Raw genomic sequence first — 26,082 nt, 5'->3', positions numbered from 1 at the left:
TGCTTACCTGAATCCTTTAAGAAATACGGTTTAAATGTTCGCCACGGCCAGCGGTTCGCTCAGGCCGTGTAAATGCAGCCACGCGGCATACAGCGCATGGTCGGTACCGAATGCGCCAGCCTTGGTGACGATGCCGGGGCAATGCCCATTAGTAACGGGACGCCCGAAGGCCACTCCGGCCTCGACTTCGGCAAGCAGTTGCAGGCTGCCAATGCCCACCGCGCCGAGCATCGCCCGCGCAGTTTCACCGCCCGTGGCGACCAGGCCGCCTAGCTTGCTGAAGTGCGGCGCGACCATGGCGGCCAGTTGTTCGGAAAGCTGCACGCCCTCGGCCGGATCGAAAGCATCATCACGACCGATGCGCAGCAGCAGATCGCGGCCTTGCTCCAGTGCCTGGCCGATGTCGGTCTGCCAGTTACCCCATTGAGTGTGCTGCGCACCCTGGCGCAGAATCTCGGGCGGCACGATCAACTCGTCGATATCGGCACGCTCCTTGAGCAGCGCGCATTGCCGCTGGCAGACCTCGGACAGGCTGCCGACCAAGGCCAGGATCGGTGCTTGTGCAGCAGCAGGCAGCCCCTCGCTCAGCGCATCCGGCAACCCGGCCAGTTGCGCGATCTCCCGCGCCAGGCCACCGGAGCCGACCCAGTACAACGGCTGATCCAGCTCCAGGGTGACCCGGGCAAGGATGCGCAGGTCCTGGGCGGTCTGCGCATCCACGATCAACGCCTGCACGCCGCTGCGAGCCGCCGCATGAATATGTTCGGCCAACGCTTGAACATCGCCGCGCAGGACCTCCAGTTTCAACGGCGCCGTACACAGCCCCGCTTCGGCCAGCAAACCGTCGATGTCCGCGCAACGACCGGCGTGTTCCAGCTGCCAGGTATCGGTGCTTTCCAGGGGCTGGCCGTTGACCCATACGCGGCCATCGAGAGTCGTGCGCCCGGTCGCCGGAAACGCCGGGGCGACGATGGCCAACCCGGCCAGCGCCTGTAGCGCCGCCACTTCAGCGGCCCAGTTGCCGCGCAAGGTCGAGTCGATCTTTTTGTACAGGCGCTGGCCCGGTTTGAGCAACGCCTTGAAGGTGGACAATGCTCGCTGCGCCGCCGCTTCGGGCGCCAGGCGGCGGCTGTCGGTATCGGCGGCAATCACCTGGGCCGCGCCGGTATCCCGGGACGGATCGAGGGTCACCACCGTGGGCAGGCCGACACTGGCAAAGCCAATCGCACAGTCGGCAGCGCCGGACAGGTCATCGGCAATGATCAGCAGGTTCATCGGCGTACCTCTTGCTCGCCACCGACGTAGTGCGGTGCCCGTGCAGCCTGACGCTCCTTGTAGCGCTTGGCGACAGTTGCCGTAAGAATCGGCGACAGAATGGCCGTGACTACGACGCAGGCTGCGACCAGCAGCGTGGCGCTATTGGCCGCCTCGGTATACACCGGATTCGCCGCAGCAATCAGCGCGGGCACGGCCGCAGCATTGCCAGCGGTGTTGGCTGCAGCGACTCCCGCCACCCCCGTACCGCCCGACAGGCGATCAGCGAAATACAGCGGAATGCCTGTCACTACGACCACCGCAACACCCAAAGCAATGCCGAGCAAACCCGCCTGCCAGACCTTGTGCAGATCGAGGCTGGCGCCCAGGGCCAGGGCGAAGAACGGGATCATTACCGGCACGGCCTTGGCCAGGAAGTCGCGCATCTCGCGGTCCAGATTGCCCAGCAGCATGCCCAGCAACAACGGCAAAATCGCCCCCACCAGCGTCGGCCAGGGAAACGCCGCCAGCCCCGCAACGCCTAAGGTGACCATGGTCAGAAACGGCCCGGACTCCAGGGACATCACCGAATAGGCGCCGACGTCTTCCGAGCGACCGTATTGCCCCATCAGGGCCATGTACAGGCCCCCGTTGGTGTCATTCATCGCCGCCACCACGGCCAGAGTCGAGATCCCGGCAAAGATGCCCGAGGTGATCGGCTGCTCCCCGAGGAAGTGCCCCATGACCACACCCACCAGAATCGCCGTGCCGACCTTGGCGCCGAACAGCACACCGCCTTTCTTCAGCAGATAAGGCGTGGCCTTGACGTCGATGCTGGCGCCCATGCACACGTAGAACACGGCAAGGATCGGCAGCGAGCCGGTAAACAGGGCATTGGTGAAGGAGCCAAAGAACTTCGGCATATCGGGCAGGAAGGTAGCGACAAGCGAACCAAGCAGCAGCGGGACGATCATCATGCCGCCGGGTACACGTTCTATCGAACGCTTGATAGGAATCTGGGCCACGGGCTGTCTCCTTATTCTTATGATTTGATCAAAACGATCATTAAAATGATCATTTCGCTCAAAAAGATTAGAACATTTGCATAAAATGAGCAAATCAATCATTTTTATGATCATTCAGTCATTTCATGTGCAAGGCATTAGGAGATATGAGGAGCTAATTGTGGGACCGGCTTAAGCCGGGAAGACTATTAGGCAGGCGATAGAATGCAGTGATCCTGACTCCGCTTTCCCGGCTAAAGCCGGTCCCACAACTTACACAAGCAAGATCAATAAGTCGGCGGCGTAATCACCCAGATCACCACCGCATCGACCTCGCCCGGATTGCCGTAGCGATGCGGCTCCTGGCTGGCAAAGCGGAAGCTGTCGCCCGCTTGCAGGCGAAAATGCCGCTCGCCCACCCACAGCTCGAAACTGCCGGTGAGCACAAAGCCCACCTCTTCACCTTCATGGGTGTAGCTGGTGCGGTTGTAGGCGCCGGGCGGGAAGCGCGAGTGGACCATTTCGATCTGCCCGCTGGGGCTTGGGGTCAGCAGTTGATCGTGAATGCCGTCGTCATAGTGGATGTTCTGACGGCTGTCCTTGCGCACCACATAGCCCGCATCGGCGCTGGCCACTTCCATGCGCGTCGAGAAGAACCACTGGATATTCACGCCCAGGCAGCGGCCGATCTTCAGCAAGGTGTCTACCGAGGGCCGCGACAGGTCGCGTTCGAGCTGGCTGATGTAGCCCACCGAGAGGTGGCTTTGCCGGGCCAGTTCGGCCAGGGTCAGGCCCTGGCGCTTGCGCAGGCCGCGAATGCGCTCACCGAGGAAGCTCTCGCTGGCGGGCGCGTCGTCCTGTCCGGGTTGCGCGTCCATGGCGCTGTCGCGGGTCTTGCCTGATGTCATGTTTCCCTCGGTGCCCTGATGTCGATGAAGCAAGCCGCATTGTAGAGGGCATGGCCTGACAATAGTCCAATGCCTCGAGAGGATTTTAGTGATAGTGAAATTATTCGACTTTTTTTCACAAAACAGTCTTTTCTGTCTGTTTTTTTCACTGTGTCTGGATTAGTCTCTGGATCACGCCCACACCGAATGGGTGTCATAAAAAATCAAGCTGCACCGGTCTGCGCAGAGTCCTTCTGCCTCATGGCCAGATCGCCCCGTTTATTCGCTACGTGCCTGTTTAAATCCGTTTACCCCTGCGCAGCCTGGGAGCTTCAGCGTGTCTGATCGCCGCCCCTCCCTGTTTGCCGAGCAAGGCCTCTGGCCGTTAGGAAAATGTCGATGAACAGTAAAAAACTAAAAATTGCCTGTGCGCTGTTAATGCTCTCGCCTTTGCCCGCCCTTGCGGCAGAAAGCATGGTCATCGTCGGTTTCGGCGGTGCCGCGCAGAAAGTCCAGAACACCGCGATCTTCGAGCCCTTCGCGAAGAAGGCCGGGGTCGACGTGGTGCAGACCGAATACAACGGGGAAATGGCCAAGATCAAAGTCATGGCCGAAACCGGCCACGCCGACTGGGACGTGGTTCAGGTAGAAGCACCGGATCTGGAGCGCGGCTGCGCCGAAGGCCTGTTCCAGAAACTTGACTGGAACAAACTCGGCGGCAGCGACCAACTGATCGCTGGCGCGAAACAGGACTGCGGTTCCGCTGCGCTGGTCTGGGGCATGCCGCTGGTGTACGCCACCGACAAGGTCAAGACAGCGCCGACATCCTGGGCGGATTTCTGGGACACCACCAAATACCCCGGCAAACGCGGCCTGCGCAAAGGCGCCATGTACACCCTCGAATACGCCCTGCTGGCCGACGGCGTCGCGGCGGCCGACGTCTATAAAGTGCTAGGCACTCCGGCTGGCGTTGATCGCGCTTTCGCCAAGCTGGACAAGCTCAAGTCGTCGATCCAGTGGTGGGAAGCCGGCTCCCAGCCAATGCAGTGGCTGGCCTCGGGCGATGTGGTCATGAGCACTGCTTTCAGCGGTCGCGGCGCCGTAGCCGCCAGCGAAGGCCTGAAAGTTGCACCGCTGTGGCAAGGTTCGCTGTACAGCATGGACTACTGGGCGATCACCAAGCACTCGGCCCATAGCGACTCTGCCAACACGTTCATCGCCTACGCCAACCAGGCCGAGCCGCAGCAGAAGTTTGCCCATATGATCGCGTATGGCGTGACCAACAAATCCTTGGCCGACAAACTCGACGCCGACAAGGCCCCGTGGATTGCCACTTCGCCGCAAAACATGGCCGTGGCCGTACCGTTGAATATCGAGTTCTGGGTCGACCACGGCGAAGAACTGGAAGAGCGCCTCAACGCCTGGCTCGCCCACTGACAGATTCCCCTGACCGGAGCCCTTATGGAACACCTTTATAGCCAGGAAGAATGGCAACTCAGGCAAGAGCTGGCCGCCTGCTATCGTCTGATCGCGCACTACCGCATGACCGACCTGATCTCGACGCATATCTCCGTACGCCTGCCCGGGCCTGAGCACCACTTCCTGATCAATCCCTACGGGCTGTTCTTCGAGGAAATCACCGCCTCGAACCTGGTCAAGATCGATCTGGACGGCAACAAGGTCCAGGACAGCGCCTACCCGGTCAACCCGGCCGGGTTCGTCATTCATAGCGCGATCCACCGTGCCCGCGAAGACGCCCAGTGCGTGCTGCACACCCACACCAGAGCCGGTTGCGCGGTGGCGGCCCAGGAAGGCGGCCTGCTGCCGGTCAACCAGATCTCCCTGGAGTTCTATGGTCGGGTGGCGTACCACGACTACGAAGGCATCGCCTTGAACTTCAGCGAACAGCAGCGTCTGGTAGAGGACCTTGGCAACAAGTCGGTGATGATTCTGCGCAACCACGGCCTGCTGACCGTGGGCGACAGCGTCAAGCAGGCGTTCCTGCGCATGTATTACCTGGAAAAGGCCTGCGAAATCCAGTTGGCCGCCCAAGCCGGTGGCACCCTGCGTTTGCCGCCGGACGAAGTCTGCCGTCGTACCGAGCAGCAATTCAACGAACCGGGCAAGGATGTCCCCGAAGGCGAACTGAGCGACCCGGATGCCGTGCAGTTTGCCTGGGCGGCGTTGTTGCGGCTGTTGGATCGGATAGCGCCCGAATACAAGTTGTAATAAGGATCGTTGGAGCGAGGCTTGCCCGCGAAGGCCGCGACGCAGTTTGCCTGAAACACTGAGGTGACCTGTTCGCGGGCAAGCCTCGCTCCAACGCAACTCCATTCAAGCAGGTAAGATGTCCCCGCCCACAGGAGACCTGCCTTGTCCGCCACCCGCCCGCCCGTTCTCGACGAAATCGACCGCCAACTGATCGCCGCCCTGCAACTCAATGCCAGGGAAAGCGTGGCCATGCTCGCCCGGCAACTGGGCATCGCCCGCACCACCGTGACCTCGCGCCTGGCCCGGCTGGAAAGCAGCAAGGTCATTACCGGTTACGGCGTGCGTCTGAGCCAGCGCGTGGTCGATGGCGGTTTGCAAGCGTATGTCGGTATCACCGTACAGCCGCGCTCAGGCAAGGAAGTCCTGCGCCGCCTCAGCACCCTGGCCCAGGTGCAGCAGCTATGCGCGGTGAGTGGCGAATTCGACTACGTCGCCTGGCTGCGCACTGACTCGCCCGAACAGCTCGACGAATTGCTGGACCTGATCGGCAGCGTCGATGGCGTCGAGAAGACCACTACCTCGATTATTCTCAGCAGCAAGATTGATCGCGGGCAGGTGTGACACACCTCAAGGCTTTGTGGGCGGGGCTTTGTGGGACCGGCTTTAGCCGGGAAGAGGCCGGCCCAGACAACGCATCCCTAGTATCTGAACGATTGCCTTCCCGGCTAAAGCCAGTCCCACAATTAAGTATTCAACTGCAAAGTGACCATTGTTTTCGTCATAACGATCAAAAACCCTGCATAACGACGACACATTGCGTCTTATTAACGTGCCAACCCTTGTCTAGACTGTGCCCTTTCGCGTCCCAGCCGAACAAGGTCAGCCATGAACAACAATCGCCACCCCGCCGACGGCAAGAAACCCATCACCATCTTTGGCCCGGACTTTCCGTTCGCCTTCGATGACTGGATCGAACACCCGGCGGGTCTGGGCTGCATTCCCGCCGAGCAGCATGGCGCCGAGGTGGCGATTGTCGGGGCCGGGATCGCCGGGCTGGTGGCGGCCTACGAGCTGATGAAGCTGGGCCTCAAGCCGGTGGTGTACGAGGCCTCGAAACTGGGCGGGCGCTTGCGCTCCCAGGCGTTCGAGGGTGCCGAAGGGGTGATTGCCGAGCTGGGTGGCATGCGCTTTCCGGTGTCGTCCACGGCCTTCTATCACTACGTCGACAAACTGGGCCTGGAGTCCAAGCCCTTCCCCAACCCGCTGACGCCAGCGTCCGGCAGCACAGTCATCGATCTGGAGGGCTCGACCTACTACGCCCAGTCCATCGCCGACCTGCCCGCGCTGTTTCAGGAAGTGGCCGACGCTTGGGCCGATGCCCTGGAAGCCGGTTCACAATTCGCCGATATCCAGCAAGCCATCCGCGACCGCGATGTACCGCGTCTGAAACAGCTGTGGAACACCCTCGTGCCGCTGTGGGACGACCGCACTTTCTACGACTTCGTCGCCACCTCGAAAGCCTTCGCCAAGCTGTCTTTCGCCCACCGCGAAGTGTTCGGCCAGGTTGGTTTCGGCACCGGCGGCTGGGATTCGGACTTCCCCAACTCGATGCTGGAAATCTTCCGCGTGGTCATGACCAATTGCGACGATCACCAGCACCTGATCGTGGGCGGCGTCGAGCAGGTGCCCCAGGGCATCTGGCGCCATGTGCCGGAGCGTTGTGCACACTGGCCCGAAGGCACCAGCCTGTCGTCGCTGCATCGCGGCGCGCCACGCGCCGGGGCCAAGCGCATTGCCCGCGCCGCCGACGGACGCTTTGCCGTGACCGATGACTGGGGCAATGTCGGTCACTACGCCGCTGTGCTGACCACCTGCCAGAGCTGGCTGCTGACCACCCAGATCGACTGCGAGGAATCGCTGTTCTCGCAGAAGATGTGGATGGCCCTGGACCGTACCCGCTACATGCAGTCGTCGAAAACCTTCGTCATGGTCGACCGCCCGTTCTGGAAGGACAAAGACCCGGAAACCGGTCGCGATTTGATGAGCATGACCCTCACCGATCGCCTGACCCGCGGTACCTACCTGTTCGATAACGGCGACGATAAGCCGGGGGTGATTTGCCTGTCCTATTCATGGATGAGCGATGCCCTGAAAATGCTGCCGCAGCCTACCGACAAGCGGGTCAAGCTGGCCCTGGATGCGCTGAAAAAGATCTACCCGAAAGTCGATATCGCCGCCCATATCATCGGCGACCCAATCACCGTGTCCTGGGAGGCCGACCCGTACTTCCTCGGCGCTTTCAAGGGTGCATTGCCGGGCCATTACCGTTATAACCAACGTATGTACGCGCACTTCATGCAGCAGGACATGCCTGCCGAACAGCGCGGCATCTTTATCGCGGGCGACGATGTATCGTGGACTCCGGCCTGGGTCGAAGGCGCGGTGCAGACCTCGCTCAATGCGGTGTGGGGGATCATGACCCACTTCGGTGGCAAGACCCACGCCGAAAACCCGGGCCCCGGTGATGTCTTCGCCGAGATCGGCCCGATTGCCTTGCCCGACTGATTGGAGGCACGCCCATGCGTATCGCGCTGTATCAATGTCCGCCCCTGCCGCTGGATATCGACGGCAACCTGCAGCGCCTGGCGCGGCAGGCGCGTATCGCCGCGCAACAGGGCGCGGACCTGCTGGTCTGCCCGGAGATGTACCTCAGCGGCTACAACATCGGTGCCGCCGCCGTGCAGGAGCTGGCGCAACTGAGCTACGGCCCGGCCGCCAGTCGCATTGCCGCCATGGCCCAGGCCAACGGCATCGCGATTCTGTACGGCTACCCCGAGCGCCATGACGGCCGGGTGTATAACGCCGTGCAGTTGATCGATGCCAAAGGCAACACCCTGGCCAACTACCGCAAGACCCATCTGTACGGCGATCTGGACCGGGCGATGTTCAGCCCCGGCGAAACCGCCCTGCCGATATTCGAATTGAACGGTTGGCGCCTGGGCCTGCTGATCTGCTACGACGTCGAGTTCCCGGAAAACACCCGTGATCTGGCCCTGGCCGGTGCCGATGTGATCCTGGTGCCGACCGCCAATATGGAACCCTACGATTTCGTCGCCGATGTCACGGTGCGTGCACGGGCCTATGAAAACCAGTGCTACGTGGCCTACGCCAACTATTGCGGCAGCGAAGGGCAGATCCACTACTGCGGCCTGAGCAGCCTGTGTGCGCCGGATGGCAGCCGGATTGCCCTGGCCGGGCGCGACGAATTGCTGATCCTCGGTACTCTGGATCGACAGTTGCTCGACGATTCGCGCACGCTCAATCCTTACTTCAAGGATCGTCGGGCCGAGTTGTATACGCGCCTGAGCAACGACTGATTCGCGACAACGCGTTAGCATGAGGGCTCCCTTGTCGAGCCCTTTGCCAGCCATGCCCGCTCAGCAGACCCGCGAAGACCTGATCCTGCCCAACGGCCTGCACGTAGTGCTGTGCCACGCGCCGCGCCTGAAACGCAGTGCGGCATCCTTGCGCGTAGCGGTAGGCAGTCATGATGCGCCGCAACCATGGCCGGGGCTGGCGCACTTTCTTGAACACCTGTTTTTTCTCGGCACCGAGCGCTTTGCCGCAGCCGACAACCTGATGACCTTTGTCCAGCGCCACGGCGGCCAGGTCAACGCCAGCACCCGGGAGCGCTGCACCGATTTCTTTTTCGAGCTGCCAGCCGACGCATTCGCCCAGGGTCTGGAGCGCCTGTGCGACATGCTCGCCCATCCGCGCATGGCAATGGACGAGCAACTGCGTGAGCGGGAAGTGCTGCACGCCGAGTTCATCGCCTGGTCCCGTGATACCAAGGCCCGTGCGCAGCAACAGACCTTGTCCGCCTTGTCGCCGCGCCACCCGCTGCGCGGCTTTCATGCCGGTAATCGCTACAGTCTGCCGGTGCAGGACACGGCGTTTCAGCAAGGACTGAAGGATTTCTATCAGCGCTTTTATCAGGCCGGGCAGATGCGCCTGTGCCTGACCGGGCCGCAGCCACTGGATGAGTTGCGGGCAATGGCGTTGAGTGCTGGCGGGTTGTTTGCTCCGGGGGTTCGCGTTGCCCAGACGCCCCCGCCGCCGTTGTTCGACGGGCCTTCGATGGCACCGCTGTTGTTTGCCTGCGAAAAATTGCCGGACGGGGCGGATGAAGCGCTGGGGTTTTTCTGTAGCTGGTTGGGTGAAGCGCAGGTGATTTATCAGTTTGCCGGGCAGGCGTTGCTCAGAATCGAAGGCAACAGCCTCGCCGCAAAATTCAAGCCCGAGCCAACCCCCGTGGGAGCCGGGCTTGCCCGCGAAGGCGGTAGTTCGGGCGGTAGAGATGCGTCAATCATACCGGCCTCTTCGCGGCGGTGCGGCGGTCCGACAAGCCTCGCTCCCACAGAGAAGGGTGTAAACCGGGAGATTTTCTTCAACTGGCTAAGTTTTTTCAAAACCCACTGGCCCGCCCTGCGCCACGAATACAACCTGCGCCAACAACTGCGCCTGCACACCTGCAGCGCCCTGGACCTGGCTCATCACCACGCCCGCGAATTGCCCGGCGAGCTGTCCGAACAAGGCGCTCTGGCCCTTGCCACGCTGCTCGATCAACTCCAGGGCCCAACTCCGGATACAGCCTTCGAATGGCAACTACCCGCGCCCAATCCCTTCCTCACCTCGGCCGCCACGGCCGCTGACGAAGCCGCGCTATTTGTGCGCTGGCAGCTACCCGCCGCCAACCCGCTGCTCTGGCGCAGGATCAATTTCAGCCTCGGCGCACTGACCGAACAGGCCAACGAAGCCGGTGTCAGACTGAGCTTTATGGCCTATGACGTTTACTGGCAACTGACCCTGACCGGCCTAACCGCCCCCATGGCTGCGATTGTCGATAGCGCCCTGCGCTGCCTGACGGCGCCGAACCCGGACGAGCCCGCCGACGAAGCGCCACCGATCCCCATTCGTCAGTTGCTCAAGCACCTGCCGGATTACAACTTGCCAGAACAATCCAGCGAAACCGCAGACTTGTCACTGCTCTGGCAAGGCAGCCACTGGATCGCCTTTGCCCACGGCGCAGTGCTGACGCAATTGCTGCCGCCGACACCGCTGCCCGGCACTGAATCTCTGTCAACCCATACGCCTCTGGCCGTTCAGCCCGGCCGACACTGGTCCGTTCATCCCTGCGACTCAACCGAGCACGCCCTGCTGTTGTTCTGCCCGGCGCCCGGCACTGACCTGGCCTTTGAAGCTGCCTGGCGTCTGCTCGCCCATCTGGCCCAGGCGCCCTTCTATCAGCGTTTGCGGGTCGAGCTGCAACTGGGCTACGCGGTATTCAGCGGTATTCGTCAGCTTAACGGGCAGGTCGGCTGGTTATTCGGCGTGCAATCGCCAGGGGCGCCGGTCGGCCAATTGGCGGAACATATCGAGGCGTTTATCGACGGCCTGCCCCAACTCATTGCCAGCGCCGATCTGCCAAATCAGGCCAAGGCCCTGGCCGGGCAATTCGAACCGCAGGCTCTGGAATACGCCCAGGCCGCGCAGTTGCTGTGGCAAGCCCACCTGGCCGGACACGGCGATGACTACTTCGAAGCATTGCGTACAGCCATCGCCCTACTGGACGTTTCGACCCTGCAACAAGCCGTAATACGTCTTAAACAAACCTTCATATACATCGCTACGCACACGCCTGAACGTTTGCCGCCACAGCTGGACTAACCTTGTAACGCCCATTGCGGCACTTACCCGGAGGAAACGCTTATGTGGACCAAACCGACCTACACAGACCTGCGCATCGGCTTCGAAGTCACCATGTACTTCGCCAACCGTTGAGCGCAGCGCGGCACGAAGCCCCGGTTCGCCGGGGCTTTTTCGTAGTGAACCCGGCACAACAAACAATGTGGGACCGGCTTTAGCCGGGAATGCGCCTTCCCGGCTGAAGCCGGTCCCACAGCCAATCGCGAAAGGGATGTTCGACCCCCATGCATATCCAGATTCTCGGCTCAGCCGCCGGCGGTGGTTTCCCGCAATGGAACTGCAACTGCGCCAATTGCGCGGGCCTGCGCGACGGCAGCCTCAATGCAAAAGCGCGCACCCAGTCCTCCATCGCCCTGTCCGATGACGGCGTGAACTGGGTGCTGTGCAACGCCTCCCCGGATATCCGCGCGCAACTGCACAACTTCGCACCCATGCAGCCGGGCCGGGCACTGCGCGATACCGGGATTGCCGCGATCATCCTGATGGACAGCCAGATCGACCACACCACCGGCCTGCTCAGCCTGCGCGAAGGTTGCCCGCATCAGGTCTGGTGTACCGAGATGGTCCATGAAGACTTGAGCACCGGCTTCCCGCTGTTCGACATGCTCAAGCACTGGAACGGCGGCCTGGTGTGGAACCGCATCGAGCTGCAGGGCAGCTTCACCATTGCCGCCTGCCCGAATTTACGCTTTACCCCGCTGCCTCTGCGCAGTGCCGCACCGCCTTATTCGCCCCACCGTTTCGACCCGCATCCCGGCGACAACATTGGCCTGATCGTCGAGGACCTGAAGACCGGCGGCCGGCTGTTCTACGCCCCAGGCCTCGGTCAGGTCGATGACGCCCTGCTGGGCCAGATGCAGCAGGCCGATTGTCTGCTGGTGGACGGCACCTTGTGGGACGACGACGAAATGCAAAAGCGCGGTGTCGGCACCCGCACCGGACGGGAAATGGGCCACCTGGCGCAGAACGGTGTGGGCGGCATGCTCGACGTAATGGAGCGCCTGCCACGCCAGCGCAAAGTGCTTATCCATATCAACAACACCAACCCGATCCTCGACGAAGACTCGCCGCAACGGGCCGAACTGGCGCGGCGCGAGATCGAAGTGGCGTTTGATGGGATGAGTATTGAGTTGTAGCAAATCTAGAGCCCCACACAAATCCTGTGGGAGCGAGGCTTGCCCGCGAAGAGGACAGGACAACCGACACATATCCTGGGCCAGATAGATCGCATTCGCGGGCAAGCCTCGCTCCCACAAAATCCAGACAGGGAACACGGATTATGAGCGAACACCCAGCACTATCCCCCGCCGAATTCGAGCGGGCCTTGCGCGCCAAGGGCGCTTATTACCATATCCATCACCCCTTCCATGTCGCCATGTACGAAGGCCGGGCCAGCCGTGAGCAGATTCAGGGCTGGGTCGCCAATCGTTTCTACTATCAGGTCAATATCCCGCTGAAAGATGCAGCGATCATGGCCAACTGCCCGGACCGCAATGTCCGTCGCGAATGGATTCAGCGCATGATCGACCACGACGGCGCGCCCGGCGAAGACGGCGGCATCGAAGCCTGGCTGCGCCTGGGCGAGGCTGTGGGTCTCGATCCGGAGCAACTGCGCTCCCAGGAACTGGTGCTGCCCGGCGTACGCTTTGCCGTCGATGCCTACGTCAACTTCGCCCGCCGCGCCAGTTGGCAGGAAGCCGCCAGCAGCTCGCTGACTGAAATGTTCGCACCGCTCATCCATCAGTCGCGCCTGGACAGCTGGCCGCAGCACTACCCGTGGATCGACCCCAGCGGCTACGAATACTTCCGCAGCCGCCTGAGCCAGGCCCGGCGCGATGTCGAGCACGGGCTGGCCATCACCCTGGAGCACTACACCACCTTTGACGGCCAGCAGCGCATGCTGGAAATCCTCCAGTTCAAACTGGACATTTTGTGGAGCATGCTGGACGCCATGAGCATGGCCTACGAGCTGCACAGGCCGCCCTATCACAGCGTCACCGACCAACGGGTCTGGCACCGGGGGATCGAGTTATGAGTTTTGATCGCAATCGCATTCCAAACTGGCGGCGTGGCTATCGCTACCAGTTCGAACCGGCGCAGAACGGCCATGTGCTGCTCTACCCGGAAGGCATGATCAAGCTCAACGAAAGCGCCGCCGCCATCGGTGGCCTGATCGACGGGCAGCGCTCAGTGGCGGCGATCATCGCCCTGCTCGACGAGCAATTTCCCGGCGTGCCGGAGCTTGGTGAAGACGTCGAGCAATTCATGGAGGTCGCCCGTGCTGAACACTGGATCGAACTTGCCTGAGCTGCCCCCCAAGCCCGAAACCGGCCTGCCGCTGTGGCTGCTCGCCGAGCTGACCTACCGTTGCCCGCTGCAATGCCCGTATTGCTCCAACCCCCTGGATTTTGCCCAACAGGGCCAGGAGCTGAGCACCGAGCAATGGTTCAAGGTCATGGCCGAAGCGCGGCAGATGGGCGCGGCGCAGATCGGTTTTTCCGGCGGCGAACCGTTGGTCCGTCAGGACCTCGCCGAACTGATCCGCGAAGCCCGGCGCCTGGGCTACTACACCAACCTGATCACCTCCGGTATCGGCCTGACCGAGCAGAAGATCATCGACTTCAAGGAAGCCGGGCTGGACCATATTCAGATCAGCTTCCAGGCCAGTGACGAGCAGGTCAATAACATGCTCGCAGGCTCGAAAAAAGCCTTCGCCCACAAGCTGGAAATGGCCAAAGCGGTGAAGAAGCATGGCTACCCCATGGTCCTCAACTTCGTCACCCACCGGCACAACATTGACCGCATCGACCGCATCATCGAGCTGTGCCTGGCCCTGGAAGCGGACTTCGTCGAGCTGGCCACCTGTCAGTTCTACGGCTGGGCCTACCTTAACCGCGCAGGGCTGCTGCCGAGCAAAGAACAATTGGTCCGGGCCGAGCGCATCACCAACGAATACCGCGACAAGCTGGCGGCCGAGAATCATCCGTGCAAGCTGATCTTCGTCACCCCCGACTATTACGAAGAGCGGCCCAAAGCCTGCATGAACGGCTGGGGCAGCCTGTTCCTCACCGTCACCCCGGACGGCACCGCCCTGCCCTGTCACGGCGCGCGGCAGATGCCGATCCAGTTCCCCAACGTGCGCGACCATAGCCTGCAACACATCTGGTACGACTCGTTCGGCTTCAACCGTTTCCGTGGCTATGACTGGATGCCCGAGCCCTGCCGCTCGTGCGACGAGAAGGAAAAGGACTTCGGCGGCTGCCGTTGTCAGGCCTTCATGCTGACCGGGAATGCGGCAAATGCTGACCCCGTATGCGGAAAATCCTTAGATCATAAATTGATCATTCAAGCGCGCGAAGAAGCCGGGTATGCTAGCCAAAAAATAGACGAGATGGCATTTCGCAATGACAGAAATTCGCGCCTCATCGCTAGATCCTGAAACCCTCACAGCAGCCCAGGCCGTCGCGGCAGGCGTCGACTTTGCGGAACTGCAAATCAGCCCGGCCGGCCTGTTCTGGAATGAATATCGCCCCGCCGAGGGCAGCAGCCGAATATGGCGCAGGTTCGAGGAAACCATCACCTGCCTGACGCCTGCCGAGTTCAGCGTACGCAGCCGGGTCTATGAGTACGGCGGTGGCGCGTTCTGCCTGACGGAAGACTCGGTCATCTTCGTCAACGAAAGCGATCAACAGATTTATGTGCAGCCCTTCGAAGAAGGCGAACCCAAGGCCCTCACCCGCGGGCGCAAGCGCTATGGCGACCTGCACTTCTCCAACGGCCTGGTCCTGGCCGTGGAAGAAGACAAGGACATCCATCAACTGGTGTCCCTCGACATCCGCGACGGCAAGCGCCTGGTCCTGGCCCGTGGCGCCGATTTCTATGCCTCGCCGACCATGAGCCCGGACGGCCAGCGCCTGGCCTGGGTCGAATGGTTCAAACCCCATCAACCCTGGACCAGCACATTGCTGATGATGTGCAAGCGTCTGGAGACCGGCGGCTGGTCCGAGCCTCGCTGCCTGGCTGGGGATCGTGATGAAGAATCGATCCAGCAGCCCTGCTTCGATGCCCATAACCGCCTGTACTGCCTGAGCGATCAGGAAGGGTACTGGCAGCCGTGCGTCGAAGGCTCGTTCGGCCTGACCCACCTCAAGGCTGCCGATGCCGACCACGCCCCGGCGCCCTGGCAACTGGGGGCACGTAGCTGGCTGGCCATCGACATGGGCGCCTACCTCGCCAGTTGGTCGGAAAACGGCGTTGCGGTGCTGGGCCTGCGTGACAACCATGGCGTAGTCACCGACTACAGCGGCGAATACAGCCGCTTCCGCAGCCTGACCATCGACGACGAAAACATTTACTGCGTCGCCGCCTCGGCCACCTGCCTGCCCACCGTCATTGCCATCAACCGCAAGACGCGCAAATCAAAGATGATTGCCGGTGGCGGCTCACCGCTGCCCGCCGCCCGTATCAGCCGTGCTCAACCGCTGCGCTATGCCAGCGGCCCGAACGGCAAGGTCCAGGCCCACGGCTACTTCTACCCGCCGATCAACGGCGCAGCCAAACCGCCACTGGTGGTGTTTATCCATGGCGGCCCGACCTCGGCCTGCTATCCGGTGCTCGACCTGCGCATCCAGTATTGGAGCCAGCGCGGCTTTGCCGTGGCCGACCTCAACTATCGCGGCAGCACCGGCTACGGCCGCATCTACCGCAACGCCCTGCACCTGAACTGGGGCGTGGCCGACGTCGATGATGCCTGCGCCGTGGTCACCCACTTGGCCGAGCGCGGTCTGATCAACGAACAACAGGCGTTCATCCGTGGTGGCAGTGCCGGCGGCTATACCGCCCTGTGCGCTTTGGCGTTCCGCCACGTCTTCCGCGGCGGCGCCAGCCTGTATGGCGTCAGCGACCCGCTTGCACTGAGCAAGGTCACCCACAAGTTTGAGGCGCAATACCTGGACTGGCTGATCGGCGATCCGGACAAGGACGCGGAGCGCTACCAGACCCGCACCCCGCTGCTCCACGCCGCGCGCATCCACGTACCGGTGATCTTCTTCCAGGGCGAACTCGACGTCGTAGTCGTCCCGGAACAGACCCGCACCATGGTCAAGGCCCTGCAAAGCAACGGCACCCGCGTCGAAGCCCACTACTATCCCGACGAACAGCACGGCTTTCGCAAGGCCAAAAACCAGGCCGATGCGTTGGAGAAGGAATGCGCGTTCTATCAGGCTGTACTTGAGGGGGAGCGGCGGCAGAGTAGCCATTGATCGTCAGGGTCAGGCACCTGGCACTATAAACGTGGGAGCCGGCTTGCTGGCGATGCGATAGAACAGCCGACACATTCATCGACTGGTCAAAAGCAATCGCCAGCAAGCCGGCTCCTGCAGGACATGCTTTCACTTCAGGTCCCGCGGATTGCTTAGATCTGATCGGGCTTATTTACGACTGGCGATGATGTAAACCGCATGGATGATGCCGGGGAAGTAGCCCAGCAGCGTCAGCAGGATATTGAGCCAGAACGCCCCGGCAAAACCGACCTGAAGGAACACACCCAGCGGCGGCAGCAGAATGGCGATGATGATACGGATGATATCCATGGGTCAGGCTCCTGATGGTGGGCGTTCAATTACGCCCTATAGCTAATCGACCTTGGGGCTGCATCAGGGTTCCACGGGGAAATGGCATCGAGCCAGTATCATGAGATCATCTCCTACAGGTATCGCCGCTTTCTCAATAAAAAGCCCCGCACCAAGACCTCCGGTGCGGGGCAACGCGTTACTAACGCGACGGTTCGGTTTACACAGTGAGTCAGATCGACTGCTTGCCGCCTTGATTCAGGCGGGCTGTCCTGGCCCGGGCGAAGGCACGACCCAGGCGCTGAAGCATCTCGTCAATATTGGCGCGGCTGACGGTCAGGGCTGGGGAGAAGCGCAAGCAGCCAGCTTGCGGGGCATTGAGCAGCAGGCCCTCGAGTTGTGCGGCGGCAACCACGGCGGCGGCCGAGTCGCTGTCCAGTTGCATGCCCCAAAGCAGGCCTTGGCCGCGCACTTCGCCGTGTTGATAGCGCAGGCTCAGACGCGTCAGACCCTGTTGCAGGCACTCGCCGGTCTCGCGTACCCGTTGCAAAAAACCTTCCTCCAGCACGCTGTGCAGCACGGCCAGCCCGGCGGCCGTCATCAGCGCATTGCCATGGTGGCTGCCCTCCAACTCACCCCGTTCGGCGCAGCAGGCTTTGCCTCGCGCCAACAAGGCCGCCAGAGGCACACCGCCGCCCAGGCCTTTGCCAAGGACGACGATATCGGCGCGAATGTCGTAGGTTTCTTCGCAAAGTAAAGTGCCGCAGCGGCCGATGCCTGTCTGCACTTCATCGAGGATCAGCAGGATGCCCAGTTCACGGCACAGCTTGGCCACGCCTTGCAGATAGTCATGGGTGGCGGGGATGACCCCCGCTTCGCTCTGGATCGGCTCGAGGATAATCGCCACGGTCTGGGCATCGACAGCGCTGTGCAGCGCAGCCAGATCGTTGAATGGCACCTGGCTGAAGCCGGGCAGGCCATTCTCGTAGCCCGAAGCCGATAGCGCGGTGATGCTGCGGCCGTGGCAGCCTTGCCGCGCAGTGATGATGCCAATGGCGCCGCCACGGTGGTTCCGGCCCCATTTGCGCGCCAGCTTGATCGCGGCTTCGCAGGCCTCGCTGCCGCTGTTGAGCAGGTAGGCCTGATCGCTACCGGTGCTTTCGCACAGACGTTGCGCCAGGTCGACTACGCCGCGATGGTGCAGGCCGGCGCCGGGGTTGATCAGTGCCATGGCCTGATTATTCAAGGCCCGAATCAGCACGGCCGGGCTGTGACCGAGGCTGTTCACCGCGCCGCCCTGATTGAAGTCCAGATACGGGCGGCCTTCGCAGTCCCACAGCCACGAGCCCTGACCACGGACGAATACCGGATCACTGCGCTCGGCACCCGGCATCAGATGGCGGCTGGAAATATCCCGGCGTTGCGCGGGCAAGGCCTGGCTTTGGGTGGCGTCGTCAATATCAATGACCGGGCGTCGCAACTTGAACAGATTCATGCGCGCAACCCTTCCAGTGGCAGGCCGAGCAAACGGTCGGTCCAATCCTCGACCCGACCGCTGCGCAGGCGCTTGAGGGCAATGTCGCGCCAGCGTGAAGACAGCGCCGGGCAATCCACCAGCTTCTTCAGGTTGCTGTGCTCCAGCGGCTCCAGAAAAAAGCTGCGTAAGGCCCAGGCCACGGTCAGGCCGGGATAGCTGCGCTGGATCAGTTCGAGGGAGTCCTCGGCGCTGACAAAACCGGGCTTGAGCACACGATAGAACCAGCCGCAACGCCCCGTGTCCTGTGCCTCTTGTGGCAAATCCTGCAGACCCCAGCGCTGGCTGAGACGATAGCAGGGCGAGCGCGGCTGGCTGACTTGCAACAAGGCGCCGCCCCAGCGAAACATATCGCCCAGGCACACCTGTTCTTCGGTGACGCCATGGGTCGCGAGGTTTTCGCCGAAGGCTGGCGCGCTCCAGTCGATATGCGGATAAAGCTTGCGCCAGTAGGCGTAGTGCTCGGCCGGGTAGTGATGCACCGCCCGCTCGGGGCCGGTATGGAAGCGCGGGTCGCCATGCTCATCAGTGCCGAGGCCCTGTGGCCACAACCAGATGCGGCGGTCAAGGCGCTGCTTATCAACATCAATGATCAATCCGTGACCTAGGTTTTTCGCTTTCCCTATGTAAACACCATCAACAGTCACGTTGCCCATCACGATTTTTAGCCCTTACGCCCTTGGAATAGGGGCTAGACTATGCCCACGAGCGACGTACGGCCATTTCGATTTTCGAGCTTTTTCGATAAGAGTTACTTATGGATATGCGGCAACTGCGATATTTCGTCGCGGTGTTTGAAGAAGGCCATGTGGGCCGGGCTGCGGAGCGTCTTTCGCTATCGCAACCAGCGTTGTCGCAGCAGATCCGCCATCTGGAAACCAGCCTGGATGTCAGTCTGTTCGAACGCAGCAGCAAACGCCTGTTGCCGACCCTGGCGGCCCATACGTTGTACAACCATGCGGTGCCGTTGCTCGAAGGCATGGAGCGCGCCCGCGAGGCTTTGCGTCACTTCAAGGGCCAGGCCCTGCGCACGTTGGCCATCGGCGTACTGCAGACCGTGCACCCCAGCCTGGTGCCGCAGATGCTCGAACGCATCCGCAAGGCCCAACCGCACCTGGTAGTGCAGATCTACGAGCTGACCGGCATGGAAGTGGAGCGACGCCTGCTCAATGGCTCGCTGGATATCGGCATCAGCTACCTGCCGCCGCGCCAACCGGGCCTGCACAGCCTGTTGCTGTACGAAGACGAGTTGCAACTGGTCATGCCCGCCAGCCACCCGTTGCGCGAGTTCAAAAAGGTGTCGCTAAATCAGGCGGCGGACTTGCCAATGCTATTGCTGGGCGAGGAGTTTCAGGTTCGCCAGTTGTGGCAGATGCAGTTGGCCAATCTGGGGCGCCGGCCTCACGTGCAGGCCGAGCTCAACAGCATGGCGGTGATTCTCGACAGCCTGGAACACACCCATCTGGTCACCGTGCTACCCGGCCGCGCCCGACAAGCGCAACAGAACCCTGAGTTGCTATGGAAGCCTCTCAGCGAGCCAAGAGTGCCGTTGCAGATTGGTCTGGTTTATCGCGATGCGCAGCGCCAGCAGGCAACCATCGAGTTGCTGCGTTCGTTGCTGGAAGATGTGCGCACGGCACCACTGGAAGGCTTGACGCCGACCTGAATCGCGCACACAAAGAAAACCCCGCCGAAGCGGGGTTTTGCATATTGTTTCCCGTGATATCCCTTTCGTCCCACCATCCTGGCAGGCTTTCCCTACGTGTCCCTGTTATCTATTTAAGCGCATCCTGCGCGACGTCCATGTGAAGTAGATTAGCTTTGGATCCATCTTGCCGATATGGCCAAACAGCACCACGGCGTGTAAGCAAATGCTTACAAATGCATTTCAGCTGATGATTTTGTGCGACATACCCAGGACCCATGTGGGACCGGCTTCAGCCGGGAAGGCGTAGGCAGGATCAATACTTCTTTATCGCTTGCCGTTGCGTCTTCCCGGCTAAAGCCGGTCCCACAAAACCACAGTGATTCAGTTGGTATCTGGCGTTTGCGTTCAGATCATCAGAACTGCGACGCATCCAGCAGGAACAGCGATTCACTGCCTGCCCGCACCGACGCATTGAGCGAGTGAATGCGCGGCAGCAGGCGAGCGAAGAAGAAGCGCGCAGTGCCCAGCTTGCTGGCGTAGAAGTCTTCCTGTTGTTCCTTGCCCAGTGCGGCCTTGGCCATCATCGCCCACAGATAGGCGTAGGCGGTGTAGCCGAAGACATGCAGATACTCGACTGACGCGGCGCCGATTTCGTTGGGGTTGTTACGCGAGCGATCCAGTACCCAGCCGGTCAGTTCGTCCAGCGTGGTCAAGGCGGCGCTCAGGGGCTTGGTGAACTCACTGACCGAGTTGTCGCATGAGGCGATGAACTGACGGATCTCGTCAGCAAACAGGTTGTAGTACGCCCCGCCGCTGCCAACGATCTTGCGCCCGACCAGATCCAGCGCCTGGATGCCGTTGGTGCCTTCGTAGATCTGGGTGATGCGCACGTCGCGCACCAACTGCTCCTGACCCCACTCGCGAATGTAGCCGTGGCCGCCGAACACTTGCTGGCCATGTACGGTGGTTTCCAGGCCCAGGTCGGTGAGGAAAGCCTTGGCGACGGGAGTCAGCAGGGCGACTAATGCGTCGGCACGCTCACGCTCGGCGTCGTCTTCGCTGTATTTCGCGGTGTCCAGTTGCATGGCCACGTAGGTGGAGAACGCACGACCGCCTTCGTTGTTGGCCTTCATGGTCAGCAACATGCGGCGCACATCCGGGTGGACGATGATCGGGTCGGCCACTTTGTCTTTCTGCTGCGCACCCGTCGGCGCGCGGCTTTGCAGGCGGTCGCGGGCGTAGTCCACGGCGTTCTGGTAGGAGCGCTCACCCGAGGCCAGGCCCTGAATGCCGACGCCCAGACGCTCGTAGTTCATCATGGTGAACATCGCCGCCAGGCCTTTGTTCGGCTCGCCGACCAGATAACCGGTGGCGCCGTCGAAGTTGATCACGCAGGTGGCCGAGGCCTGAATGCCCATCTTGTGCTCGATGGAACCACAGCTGACGGTATTGCGCTCGCCCAGGCTGCCATCGGCATTGACCATGAATTTGGGCACCAGGAACAGCGAGATGCCTTTTGGACCGGCTGGCGCATCGGGCAGCTTGGCCAGGACCAGATGGATGATGTTCTCGGTCAGGTCGTGTTCGCCGCCGGTGATGAAAATCTTCGTGCCGCTGATCTTGTAGGCACCATCGGCCTGAGGCTCGGCCTTGGTGCGGATGATGCCCAGGTCGGTACCGGCGTGGGCTTCGGTCAGGCACATGGACCCAGCCCAGGTACCGGCGTACATGTTCGGCAGGTAGATCGCCTTCAGTTCTTCGGTAGCGTGGGTATTGATCGATACGCAGGCACCGGACGTCAGCATCGGATACAGACCGAAGGCCAGGCTCGCCGAGTTGAGCATTTCCTCGACCTGGGCCGAGACCACCTTGGGCATGCCCATGCCGCCGAACTCAGGGTTGCCGCCGACACCCACCCAGCCGCCTTCGGCGTAGGTCTGGTAGGCCTGGGGGAAGCCGGCGGGTGTGGTGACTGCGGTGTCTTTCCAGTGACAGCCTTCTTCGTCGGCCGCGCGACTCAGGGGCGCGATGGTTTTGCTGGTGACCTTGCCTGCTTCTTCAAGAATGGCTTCGACGGTTTCGGCATCGACCACGTCTGTCAGTTGCGGCAGCCGGGCCCAGCGCTTGGACACTTCGAAGACTTCATTGAGGACAAAGCGCATATCGCGCAGGGGGGCTTTGTAGTCAGCCATGGCATACCTCGCAAAACAGGAGCTGGATCCTGGGGGAATGACCCGGCTCACAAGTTTCAGAGCCGCAGTGTCGATTGCGGCCGAGTGTATCCCAAGATCATTTTCGACACATAGGGTCAAGTAGTGACTATTTTCACTTACAAGGTCACAAAATTTCTTTAATTGGAATGATTGGTGGGAGCAAGCTTGCTTGCGAAAGCGCGAGTACATCCGGCACATTTTCTGCGACCAAGACATTGCCTTGGCAAGCAAGCTTGTCCCACAAAAGCCTGTGATCTATCCCGCCATCTCCGGCGCCCGCACTGCGCCCCGCTTGCTCTGCTGGCCGAACACCATGACGCAGTTACGCCCTGCGCCCTTGGCGCTGTAAAGCGCCTGGTCGGCAGACTTGAGTACTTCGTCCGGCGTGCGGTGTTCCGGCAGGCGCTCGGCGACGCCGATGCTGACAGTCACCGAAACCGCTGAAGCCCCTGCACCGCCACGCTTCTGCCGCCCCTGTAGGTCGTCCTGGGGGCGACTGTCAGGGTTGCGCAGCTGGATGCTGTAGTTGGCGATAGACTCGCGGATAACCTCGAGGTGCGGCAGGCATTCCTCCACCGTCTTGCCCGCGAAGACAATGGCAAATTCTTCACCGCCATAGCGATAGGCACGCCCGCCGCCGTTGGTGATCTTCGCCAGTTTGCTCGCCACCAGACGCAACACCTGGTCGCCGACATCATGGCCATGGGTGTCGTTGAATTTCTTGAAGTGATCAACGTCGCCCATGGCCAACACATAGTTGCGGCCCAGGCGCTGCATCCGTTCGTTGAGCGCGCGACGCCCCGGCAGACCGGTGAGCTCGTCGCGGAAGGCCATCTGATAGGCCTCATGGGCTACCGCAGCGGCGATCATCAGCATCACCTGGCTGCACAGGATATTCAGGGTGAACGGCAGAATAAAGGTTTTCGGCAAGGCCCAAAACAGCCCGAGCAGGCCCACCAGTTGCGCCGCATGCAAGGGCCGCGGCTTTTGCACGTACTGGGTGATCAACAGGCCGAAGGCCAGCAGGAACATCGCGTAGGAAAGCTGGATCAGGCTCATCCACGAGCCGTGCAGCGCCGGCCAGCGAATATCCGCCAGCCAGGCCAGCAGCGCCTCCGGGTAACTCTGCTCAAGGCCCAAGGCGACGCCGCCCACCGCCAGCAGCACAGCGGCGCGGGCCACCATGTCCTGCAGCAAGTGCGTGCGCTCCTCCCAGGCAGCAAATACGCCATACAAGACCGGCAGCAACAGGCAGATCAGGTGGAACACCACCGCCGCGTCTTCGCGGACCTTGCCGTTGTCCCGGTAGTAATCGGTCTGGGTATCAAGCAGGAAATAGGCGACGTACACCGTGAGCATCAGGAACAGCTCACGCTGGCGCCGATACACCGTGCAGTAGGCCCCGCCCAGCAGCAGCACCAGGGTCGGCAGGACGTTGAACAGTGAAGTGAAGAAGACGTTCAGGTCCTTGACGTACGCGGCTGCGAGCCCGGCAAGAAGAAGCACCAATGAGGGTACGAAATGGCTGAAGCGTGTAGCTGAAGAACGCAGCAAGGGGGTGTCTCCTACCCGGCACCAGGGTAAAGAACTCGTATGATGGCATTGTGCCCTCAACGGATGATTAATGCATTCAGTAGTACTAAATAGCAGGCTTCTTTCTTTAACGGCAGGAAAGGGAAAAGGTTTATCGGCCTGAGATGAAGCTTTTGGTGCCTGCGTTGGAGCGAGGCTTGCCCGCGAAGAACGATGACGCGACACGCCTTGAAAAACGCGGTGTCGCTTTCGCGGGCAAGCTTCGCTCCATCGGATACGTGTTGGCCGGGACAAATCCAAAAAAAAAGCCGCCTCCCCATACAGGGAGGCGGCCTTTGAGAAAAACGCGACGGGGACTTAGTAGCCCAGTGCGAAATCTTCTTCTTTCATGTCCATCAGGTTATGGGCACCCGACAGGATCGCGGCCACGTGGGTACGGGTACGCGGCAGGATGCGCTGGAAGTAGAAGCGAGCAGTCTGCAACTTGGCGTTATAGAAGGCTTCTTCAGTGGTGCCAGCGGCCAGTTTTTCCGCTGCCAGACGCGCCATGTCAGCCCAGAAGTAAGCCAGGCAGGCGTAACCCGAATACATCACGTAGTCCACCGAGGCCGCGCCCACTTCTTCGCGGTCTTTCATGGCGGCCATGCCGATCTTCATGGTCAGCTCGCCCCACTCTTTGTTCAGTGCCGCCAACGGGGTGACGAACTCCTGAACAGCAGCGTTGCCTTCGTTGCCCTGGCAGAACTTATGGACGATCTTGGTGAAGCTTTTCAGTGCTTCGCCTTGGCTCATCAGCACTTTACGGCCCAGCAGGTCGAGCGCCTGGATGCCGGTGGTGCCTTCGTACAGCATGGAAATACGGCTGTCGCGAACGTTCTGCTCCATGCCCCACTCGGCGATGAAGCCGTGGCCGCCGTAGATCTGTACGCCATGGTTGGCGGACTCGAAGCCCACTTCAGTCATGAAGGCTTTGGCGATAGGCGTCATGAAGGCCAGCAGTGCATCAGCGGCTTTCTTGGCGTCGGCGTCTTCGCTGTACTTGACGATATCGACCTGTTTGGCAGTGAAGTACACCATGGCCCGCGTACCTTCGGCGAAAGCCTTCATGGTCAGCAGCATGCGGCGTACGTCCGGGTGCACGATGATCGCGTCAGCGGCTTTTTCCGGAGATTTAGGACCGGTCAGGGAACGCATCTGCAGACGTTCACGAGCGTATTTCAGGCCGCCCTGGAAACCGATTTCGGCGTGGGCCAGGCCTTGCAGCGCAGTACCCAGGCGCGCGGTGTTCATGAACGTGAACATACAGTTCAGGCCCTTGTTCGCCGGGCCGATCAGGTAACCGGTCGCGCCGTCGAAGTTCATCACGCAGGTGGCGTTGCCGTGGATGCCCATCTTGTGTTCGATGGAACCGCAAGTGACGGCGTTGCGCTCACCGATGCTGCCTTCGATCGAAGGAATGAACTTGGGCACGATAAACAGCGAGATACCTTTGGTGCCGGCCGGTGCATCGGGCAGGCGGGCCAGGACGATATGGACGATGTTATCGGCCATGTCGTGCTCACCGGCGGAGATGAAAATCTTGGTGCCCGACACCTTGTAGCTACCGTCGGCCTGAGGCTCGGCCTTGGTGCGCAGCATGCCAAGGTCAGTGCCACAGTGCGGTTCGGTCAGGCACATGGTACCGGTCCATTCGCCGGAAACCAGTTTGGTCAGATAAGCGTCTTGTTGCTCTGGCGTGCCGTGCTCGGAAATGGTGTTCATCGCACCATGGGACAGGCCTGGGTACATGCCCCACGACCAGTTGGCTTCACCGACCATCTCGCTGACCGCAAGGCCCAGCGACTCAGGCAGGCCCTGGCCACCATGAGCGACGTCATGGGCCAGGCTTGGCCAGCCGCCTTCGACGAATTGTTTGTATGCCTGTTTGAAGCCGGTCGGCGTCTTCACGCCGGTTTCACTCCAGGTGCAGCCCTCGGTATCGCCTACACGGTTCAGCGGAGCCAGTACCTGCTCGCAGAACTTGGCGCCCTCTTCGAGAATGGCGTCCACCATGTCAGGCGTAGCGTCCTGGCAAGCCGGCAGGCTTTCGTAGTGAGCTGCGTAACCGAGCAGTTCGTCACGTACGAAGCGAATATCACGCAAGGGGGCCTTGTATTCAGGCATAGCGATAAACCTCTGCTGATGAATCCTGGAATGAGTGACCGATCGGTGCGATGAAGAGCACCGGACAACTCTCTGATGCCTGTCGATCAAACGGGTGTTTGAAACATACGTTTACGCCCAAATCTTGTCAAGCGGGCTGCGTCGATTTAGGTGGGAGCGTGGCTTGCCCGCGAAAGCGATTTTTGGCTTGGAAAGAATAGGTGGGATGCACTGACTTCTTCGCGGGCAAGCCACGCTCCCACAACGATTTGTGCGATAGCAGGAAGTCTAGTTGAGCAGGAAGGTGTTGCGAGGGCGAT

22 protein-coding genes are annotated in these 26,082 nt (G+C 61.3%); 13 read left to right on the top strand and 9 right to left on the bottom strand.

Translation table 11 applies throughout. The annotated features are described in order from the left end of the window. Nucleotides 1-30: 30 nt before the first annotated feature. From AC1Z24_RS02285 to AC1Z24_RS02275, 3 genes are all read right to left on the bottom strand, one after another. Nucleotides 31-1,275, bottom strand: a complete 1,245-nt coding sequence (locus tag AC1Z24_RS02285; RefSeq protein ID WP_483744404.1) for a four-carbon acid sugar kinase family protein — start codon at nucleotides 1,273-1,275, stop codon at nucleotides 31-33. Continuing rightward, nucleotides 1,272-2,279: a 2-keto-3-deoxygluconate permease gene (locus AC1Z24_RS02280; RefSeq protein WP_483744403.1), complete on the bottom strand. Its 1,008-nt coding sequence runs from the start codon at nucleotides 2,277-2,279 to the stop codon at nucleotides 1,272-1,274. The genes AC1Z24_RS02285 and AC1Z24_RS02280 overlap by 4 nt, the downstream gene beginning before the upstream one ends. A 266-nt stretch (nucleotides 2,280-2,545) precedes the next feature. Continuing rightward, entirely contained in the window at nucleotides 2,546-3,136 is a 591-nt protein-coding gene (locus AC1Z24_RS02275; RefSeq protein ID WP_259108508.1) for a helix-turn-helix domain-containing protein, read from the bottom strand. A 402-nt stretch (nucleotides 3,137-3,538) separates the two neighbouring features. Between AC1Z24_RS02275 and AC1Z24_RS02270 the strand changes: the two genes are divergently transcribed. The 12 genes from AC1Z24_RS02270 (at nucleotide 3,539) to AC1Z24_RS02215 (ending at nucleotide 16,383) form a co-directional block, all read left to right on the top strand. Continuing rightward, complete coding sequence (locus AC1Z24_RS02270) at nucleotides 3,539-4,582, top strand: ABC transporter substrate-binding protein (RefSeq protein ID WP_483744402.1); 1,044 nt, start codon at nucleotides 3,539-3,541, stop codon at nucleotides 4,580-4,582. Between the two features lie 24 nt (nucleotides 4,583-4,606). Beyond that, a complete protein-coding gene (locus AC1Z24_RS02265) occupies nucleotides 4,607-5,374 on the top strand; it encodes a class II aldolase/adducin family protein (RefSeq protein ID WP_259108311.1) in 768 nt (255 codons plus the stop codon). Between the two features lie 144 nt (nucleotides 5,375-5,518). Beyond that, the gene (locus AC1Z24_RS02260; RefSeq protein WP_259108294.1) at nucleotides 5,519-5,977 is read left to right on the top strand and encodes an Lrp/AsnC family transcriptional regulator; all 459 of its coding nucleotides are present in this window, start codon (nucleotides 5,519-5,521) and stop codon (nucleotides 5,975-5,977) included. Between the two features lie 264 nt (nucleotides 5,978-6,241). Next, entirely contained in the window at nucleotides 6,242-7,921 is a 1,680-nt protein-coding gene (locus AC1Z24_RS02255) for a flavin monoamine oxidase family protein (RefSeq protein ID WP_483744401.1), read from the top strand. A gap of 14 nt (nucleotides 7,922-7,935) precedes the next feature. Beyond that, nucleotides 7,936-8,733 carry a carbon-nitrogen hydrolase family protein gene (locus AC1Z24_RS02250; RefSeq protein WP_483744400.1) on the top strand — a complete coding sequence of 266 codons (798 nt, stop codon included), beginning with the start codon at nucleotides 7,936-7,938 and terminating at the stop codon, nucleotides 8,731-8,733. Between the two features lie 52 nt (nucleotides 8,734-8,785). Then, complete coding sequence (gene pqqF / locus AC1Z24_RS02245; protein ID WP_483746504.1) at nucleotides 8,786-11,083, top strand: pyrroloquinoline quinone biosynthesis protein PqqF; 2,298 nt, start codon at nucleotides 8,786-8,788, stop codon at nucleotides 11,081-11,083. Nucleotides 11,084-11,125: 42 nt separating this feature from the next. Next, nucleotides 11,126-11,197 carry a pyrroloquinoline quinone precursor peptide PqqA gene (gene pqqA / locus AC1Z24_RS02240; protein WP_124086857.1) on the top strand — a complete coding sequence of 24 codons (72 nt, stop codon included), beginning with the start codon at nucleotides 11,126-11,128 and terminating at the stop codon, nucleotides 11,195-11,197. A 149-nt stretch (nucleotides 11,198-11,346) separates the two neighbouring features. Beyond that, nucleotides 11,347-12,258 carry a pyrroloquinoline quinone biosynthesis protein PqqB gene (gene pqqB, locus AC1Z24_RS02235; protein ID WP_483744399.1) on the top strand — a complete coding sequence of 304 codons (912 nt, stop codon included), beginning with the start codon at nucleotides 11,347-11,349 and terminating at the stop codon, nucleotides 12,256-12,258. Between the two features lie 143 nt (nucleotides 12,259-12,401). Next, entirely contained in the window at nucleotides 12,402-13,157 is a 756-nt protein-coding gene (gene pqqC, locus AC1Z24_RS02230) for a pyrroloquinoline-quinone synthase PqqC (protein WP_483744398.1), read from the top strand. Further along, nucleotides 13,154-13,429 (top strand): pyrroloquinoline quinone biosynthesis peptide chaperone PqqD, encoded by a 276-nt coding sequence (gene pqqD, locus AC1Z24_RS02225; RefSeq protein ID WP_483744397.1) that lies wholly within the window; start codon nucleotides 13,154-13,156, stop codon nucleotides 13,427-13,429. The genes pqqC and pqqD overlap by 4 nt, the downstream gene beginning before the upstream one ends. Continuing rightward, on the top strand, nucleotides 13,401-14,561 hold the full coding sequence (pqqE, locus tag AC1Z24_RS02220) for a pyrroloquinoline quinone biosynthesis protein PqqE (RefSeq protein ID WP_483744396.1): 1,161 nt from the start codon (nucleotides 13,401-13,403) through the stop codon (nucleotides 14,559-14,561). Before pqqD ends, pqqE begins: the two co-directional genes overlap by 29 nt. Continuing rightward, nucleotides 14,527-16,383 carry a S9 family peptidase gene (locus AC1Z24_RS02215; RefSeq protein WP_483744395.1) on the top strand — a complete coding sequence of 619 codons (1,857 nt, stop codon included), beginning with the start codon at nucleotides 14,527-14,529 and terminating at the stop codon, nucleotides 16,381-16,383. Before pqqE ends, AC1Z24_RS02215 begins: the two co-directional genes overlap by 35 nt. Nucleotides 16,384-16,551: 168 nt before the next feature. Here AC1Z24_RS02215 and AC1Z24_RS02210 read toward each other — a convergent pair whose 3' ends face one another. From AC1Z24_RS02210 to AC1Z24_RS02200, 3 genes are all read right to left on the bottom strand, one after another. Next, complete coding sequence (locus AC1Z24_RS02210; RefSeq protein WP_081564967.1) at nucleotides 16,552-16,713, bottom strand: YqaE/Pmp3 family membrane protein; 162 nt, start codon at nucleotides 16,711-16,713, stop codon at nucleotides 16,552-16,554. Nucleotides 16,714-16,924: 211 nt separating this feature from the next. After that, nucleotides 16,925-18,187, bottom strand: coding sequence for an aspartate aminotransferase family protein (locus tag AC1Z24_RS02205; RefSeq protein WP_483744394.1), 1,263 nt, complete (start codon nucleotides 18,185-18,187; stop codon nucleotides 16,925-16,927). Beyond that, nucleotides 18,184-18,882 carry an MOSC domain-containing protein gene (locus AC1Z24_RS02200; protein WP_483744393.1) on the bottom strand — a complete coding sequence of 233 codons (699 nt, stop codon included), beginning with the start codon at nucleotides 18,880-18,882 and terminating at the stop codon, nucleotides 18,184-18,186. The genes AC1Z24_RS02205 and AC1Z24_RS02200 overlap by 4 nt, the downstream gene beginning before the upstream one ends. Before the next feature lie 101 nt (nucleotides 18,883-18,983). Between AC1Z24_RS02200 and AC1Z24_RS02195 the strand changes: the two genes are divergently transcribed. Next, the gene (locus tag AC1Z24_RS02195; protein ID WP_483744392.1) at nucleotides 18,984-19,892 is read left to right on the top strand and encodes a LysR family transcriptional regulator; all 909 of its coding nucleotides are present in this window, start codon (nucleotides 18,984-18,986) and stop codon (nucleotides 19,890-19,892) included. Between the two features lie 395 nt (nucleotides 19,893-20,287). Here the strand turns inward: AC1Z24_RS02195 and AC1Z24_RS02190 are convergent, their stop codons facing one another. The 3 genes from AC1Z24_RS02190 to AC1Z24_RS02180 form a co-directional block, all read right to left on the bottom strand. Continuing rightward, nucleotides 20,288-22,066, bottom strand: coding sequence for an acyl-CoA dehydrogenase C-terminal domain-containing protein (locus tag AC1Z24_RS02190; RefSeq protein WP_483744391.1), 1,779 nt, complete (start codon nucleotides 22,064-22,066; stop codon nucleotides 20,288-20,290). A 276-nt stretch (nucleotides 22,067-22,342) separates the two neighbouring features. Then, complete coding sequence (locus AC1Z24_RS02185; protein ID WP_259108241.1) at nucleotides 22,343-23,641, bottom strand: GGDEF domain-containing protein; 1,299 nt, start codon at nucleotides 23,639-23,641, stop codon at nucleotides 22,343-22,345. A 336-nt stretch (nucleotides 23,642-23,977) separates the two neighbouring features. Then, nucleotides 23,978-25,783: a phenylacyl-CoA dehydrogenase gene (locus AC1Z24_RS02180; RefSeq protein WP_259108240.1), complete on the bottom strand. Its 1,806-nt coding sequence runs from the start codon at nucleotides 25,781-25,783 to the stop codon at nucleotides 23,978-23,980. Between the last annotated feature and the right edge of the window lie 299 nt (nucleotides 25,784-26,082).

It is taken from the genome of Pseudomonas sp. JL23 (genome assembly GCF_056933585.1).
The sequence above is the reverse complement of the archived record's forward strand: the minus strand, read 5'-3'. Positions and strand labels throughout refer to the sequence as shown.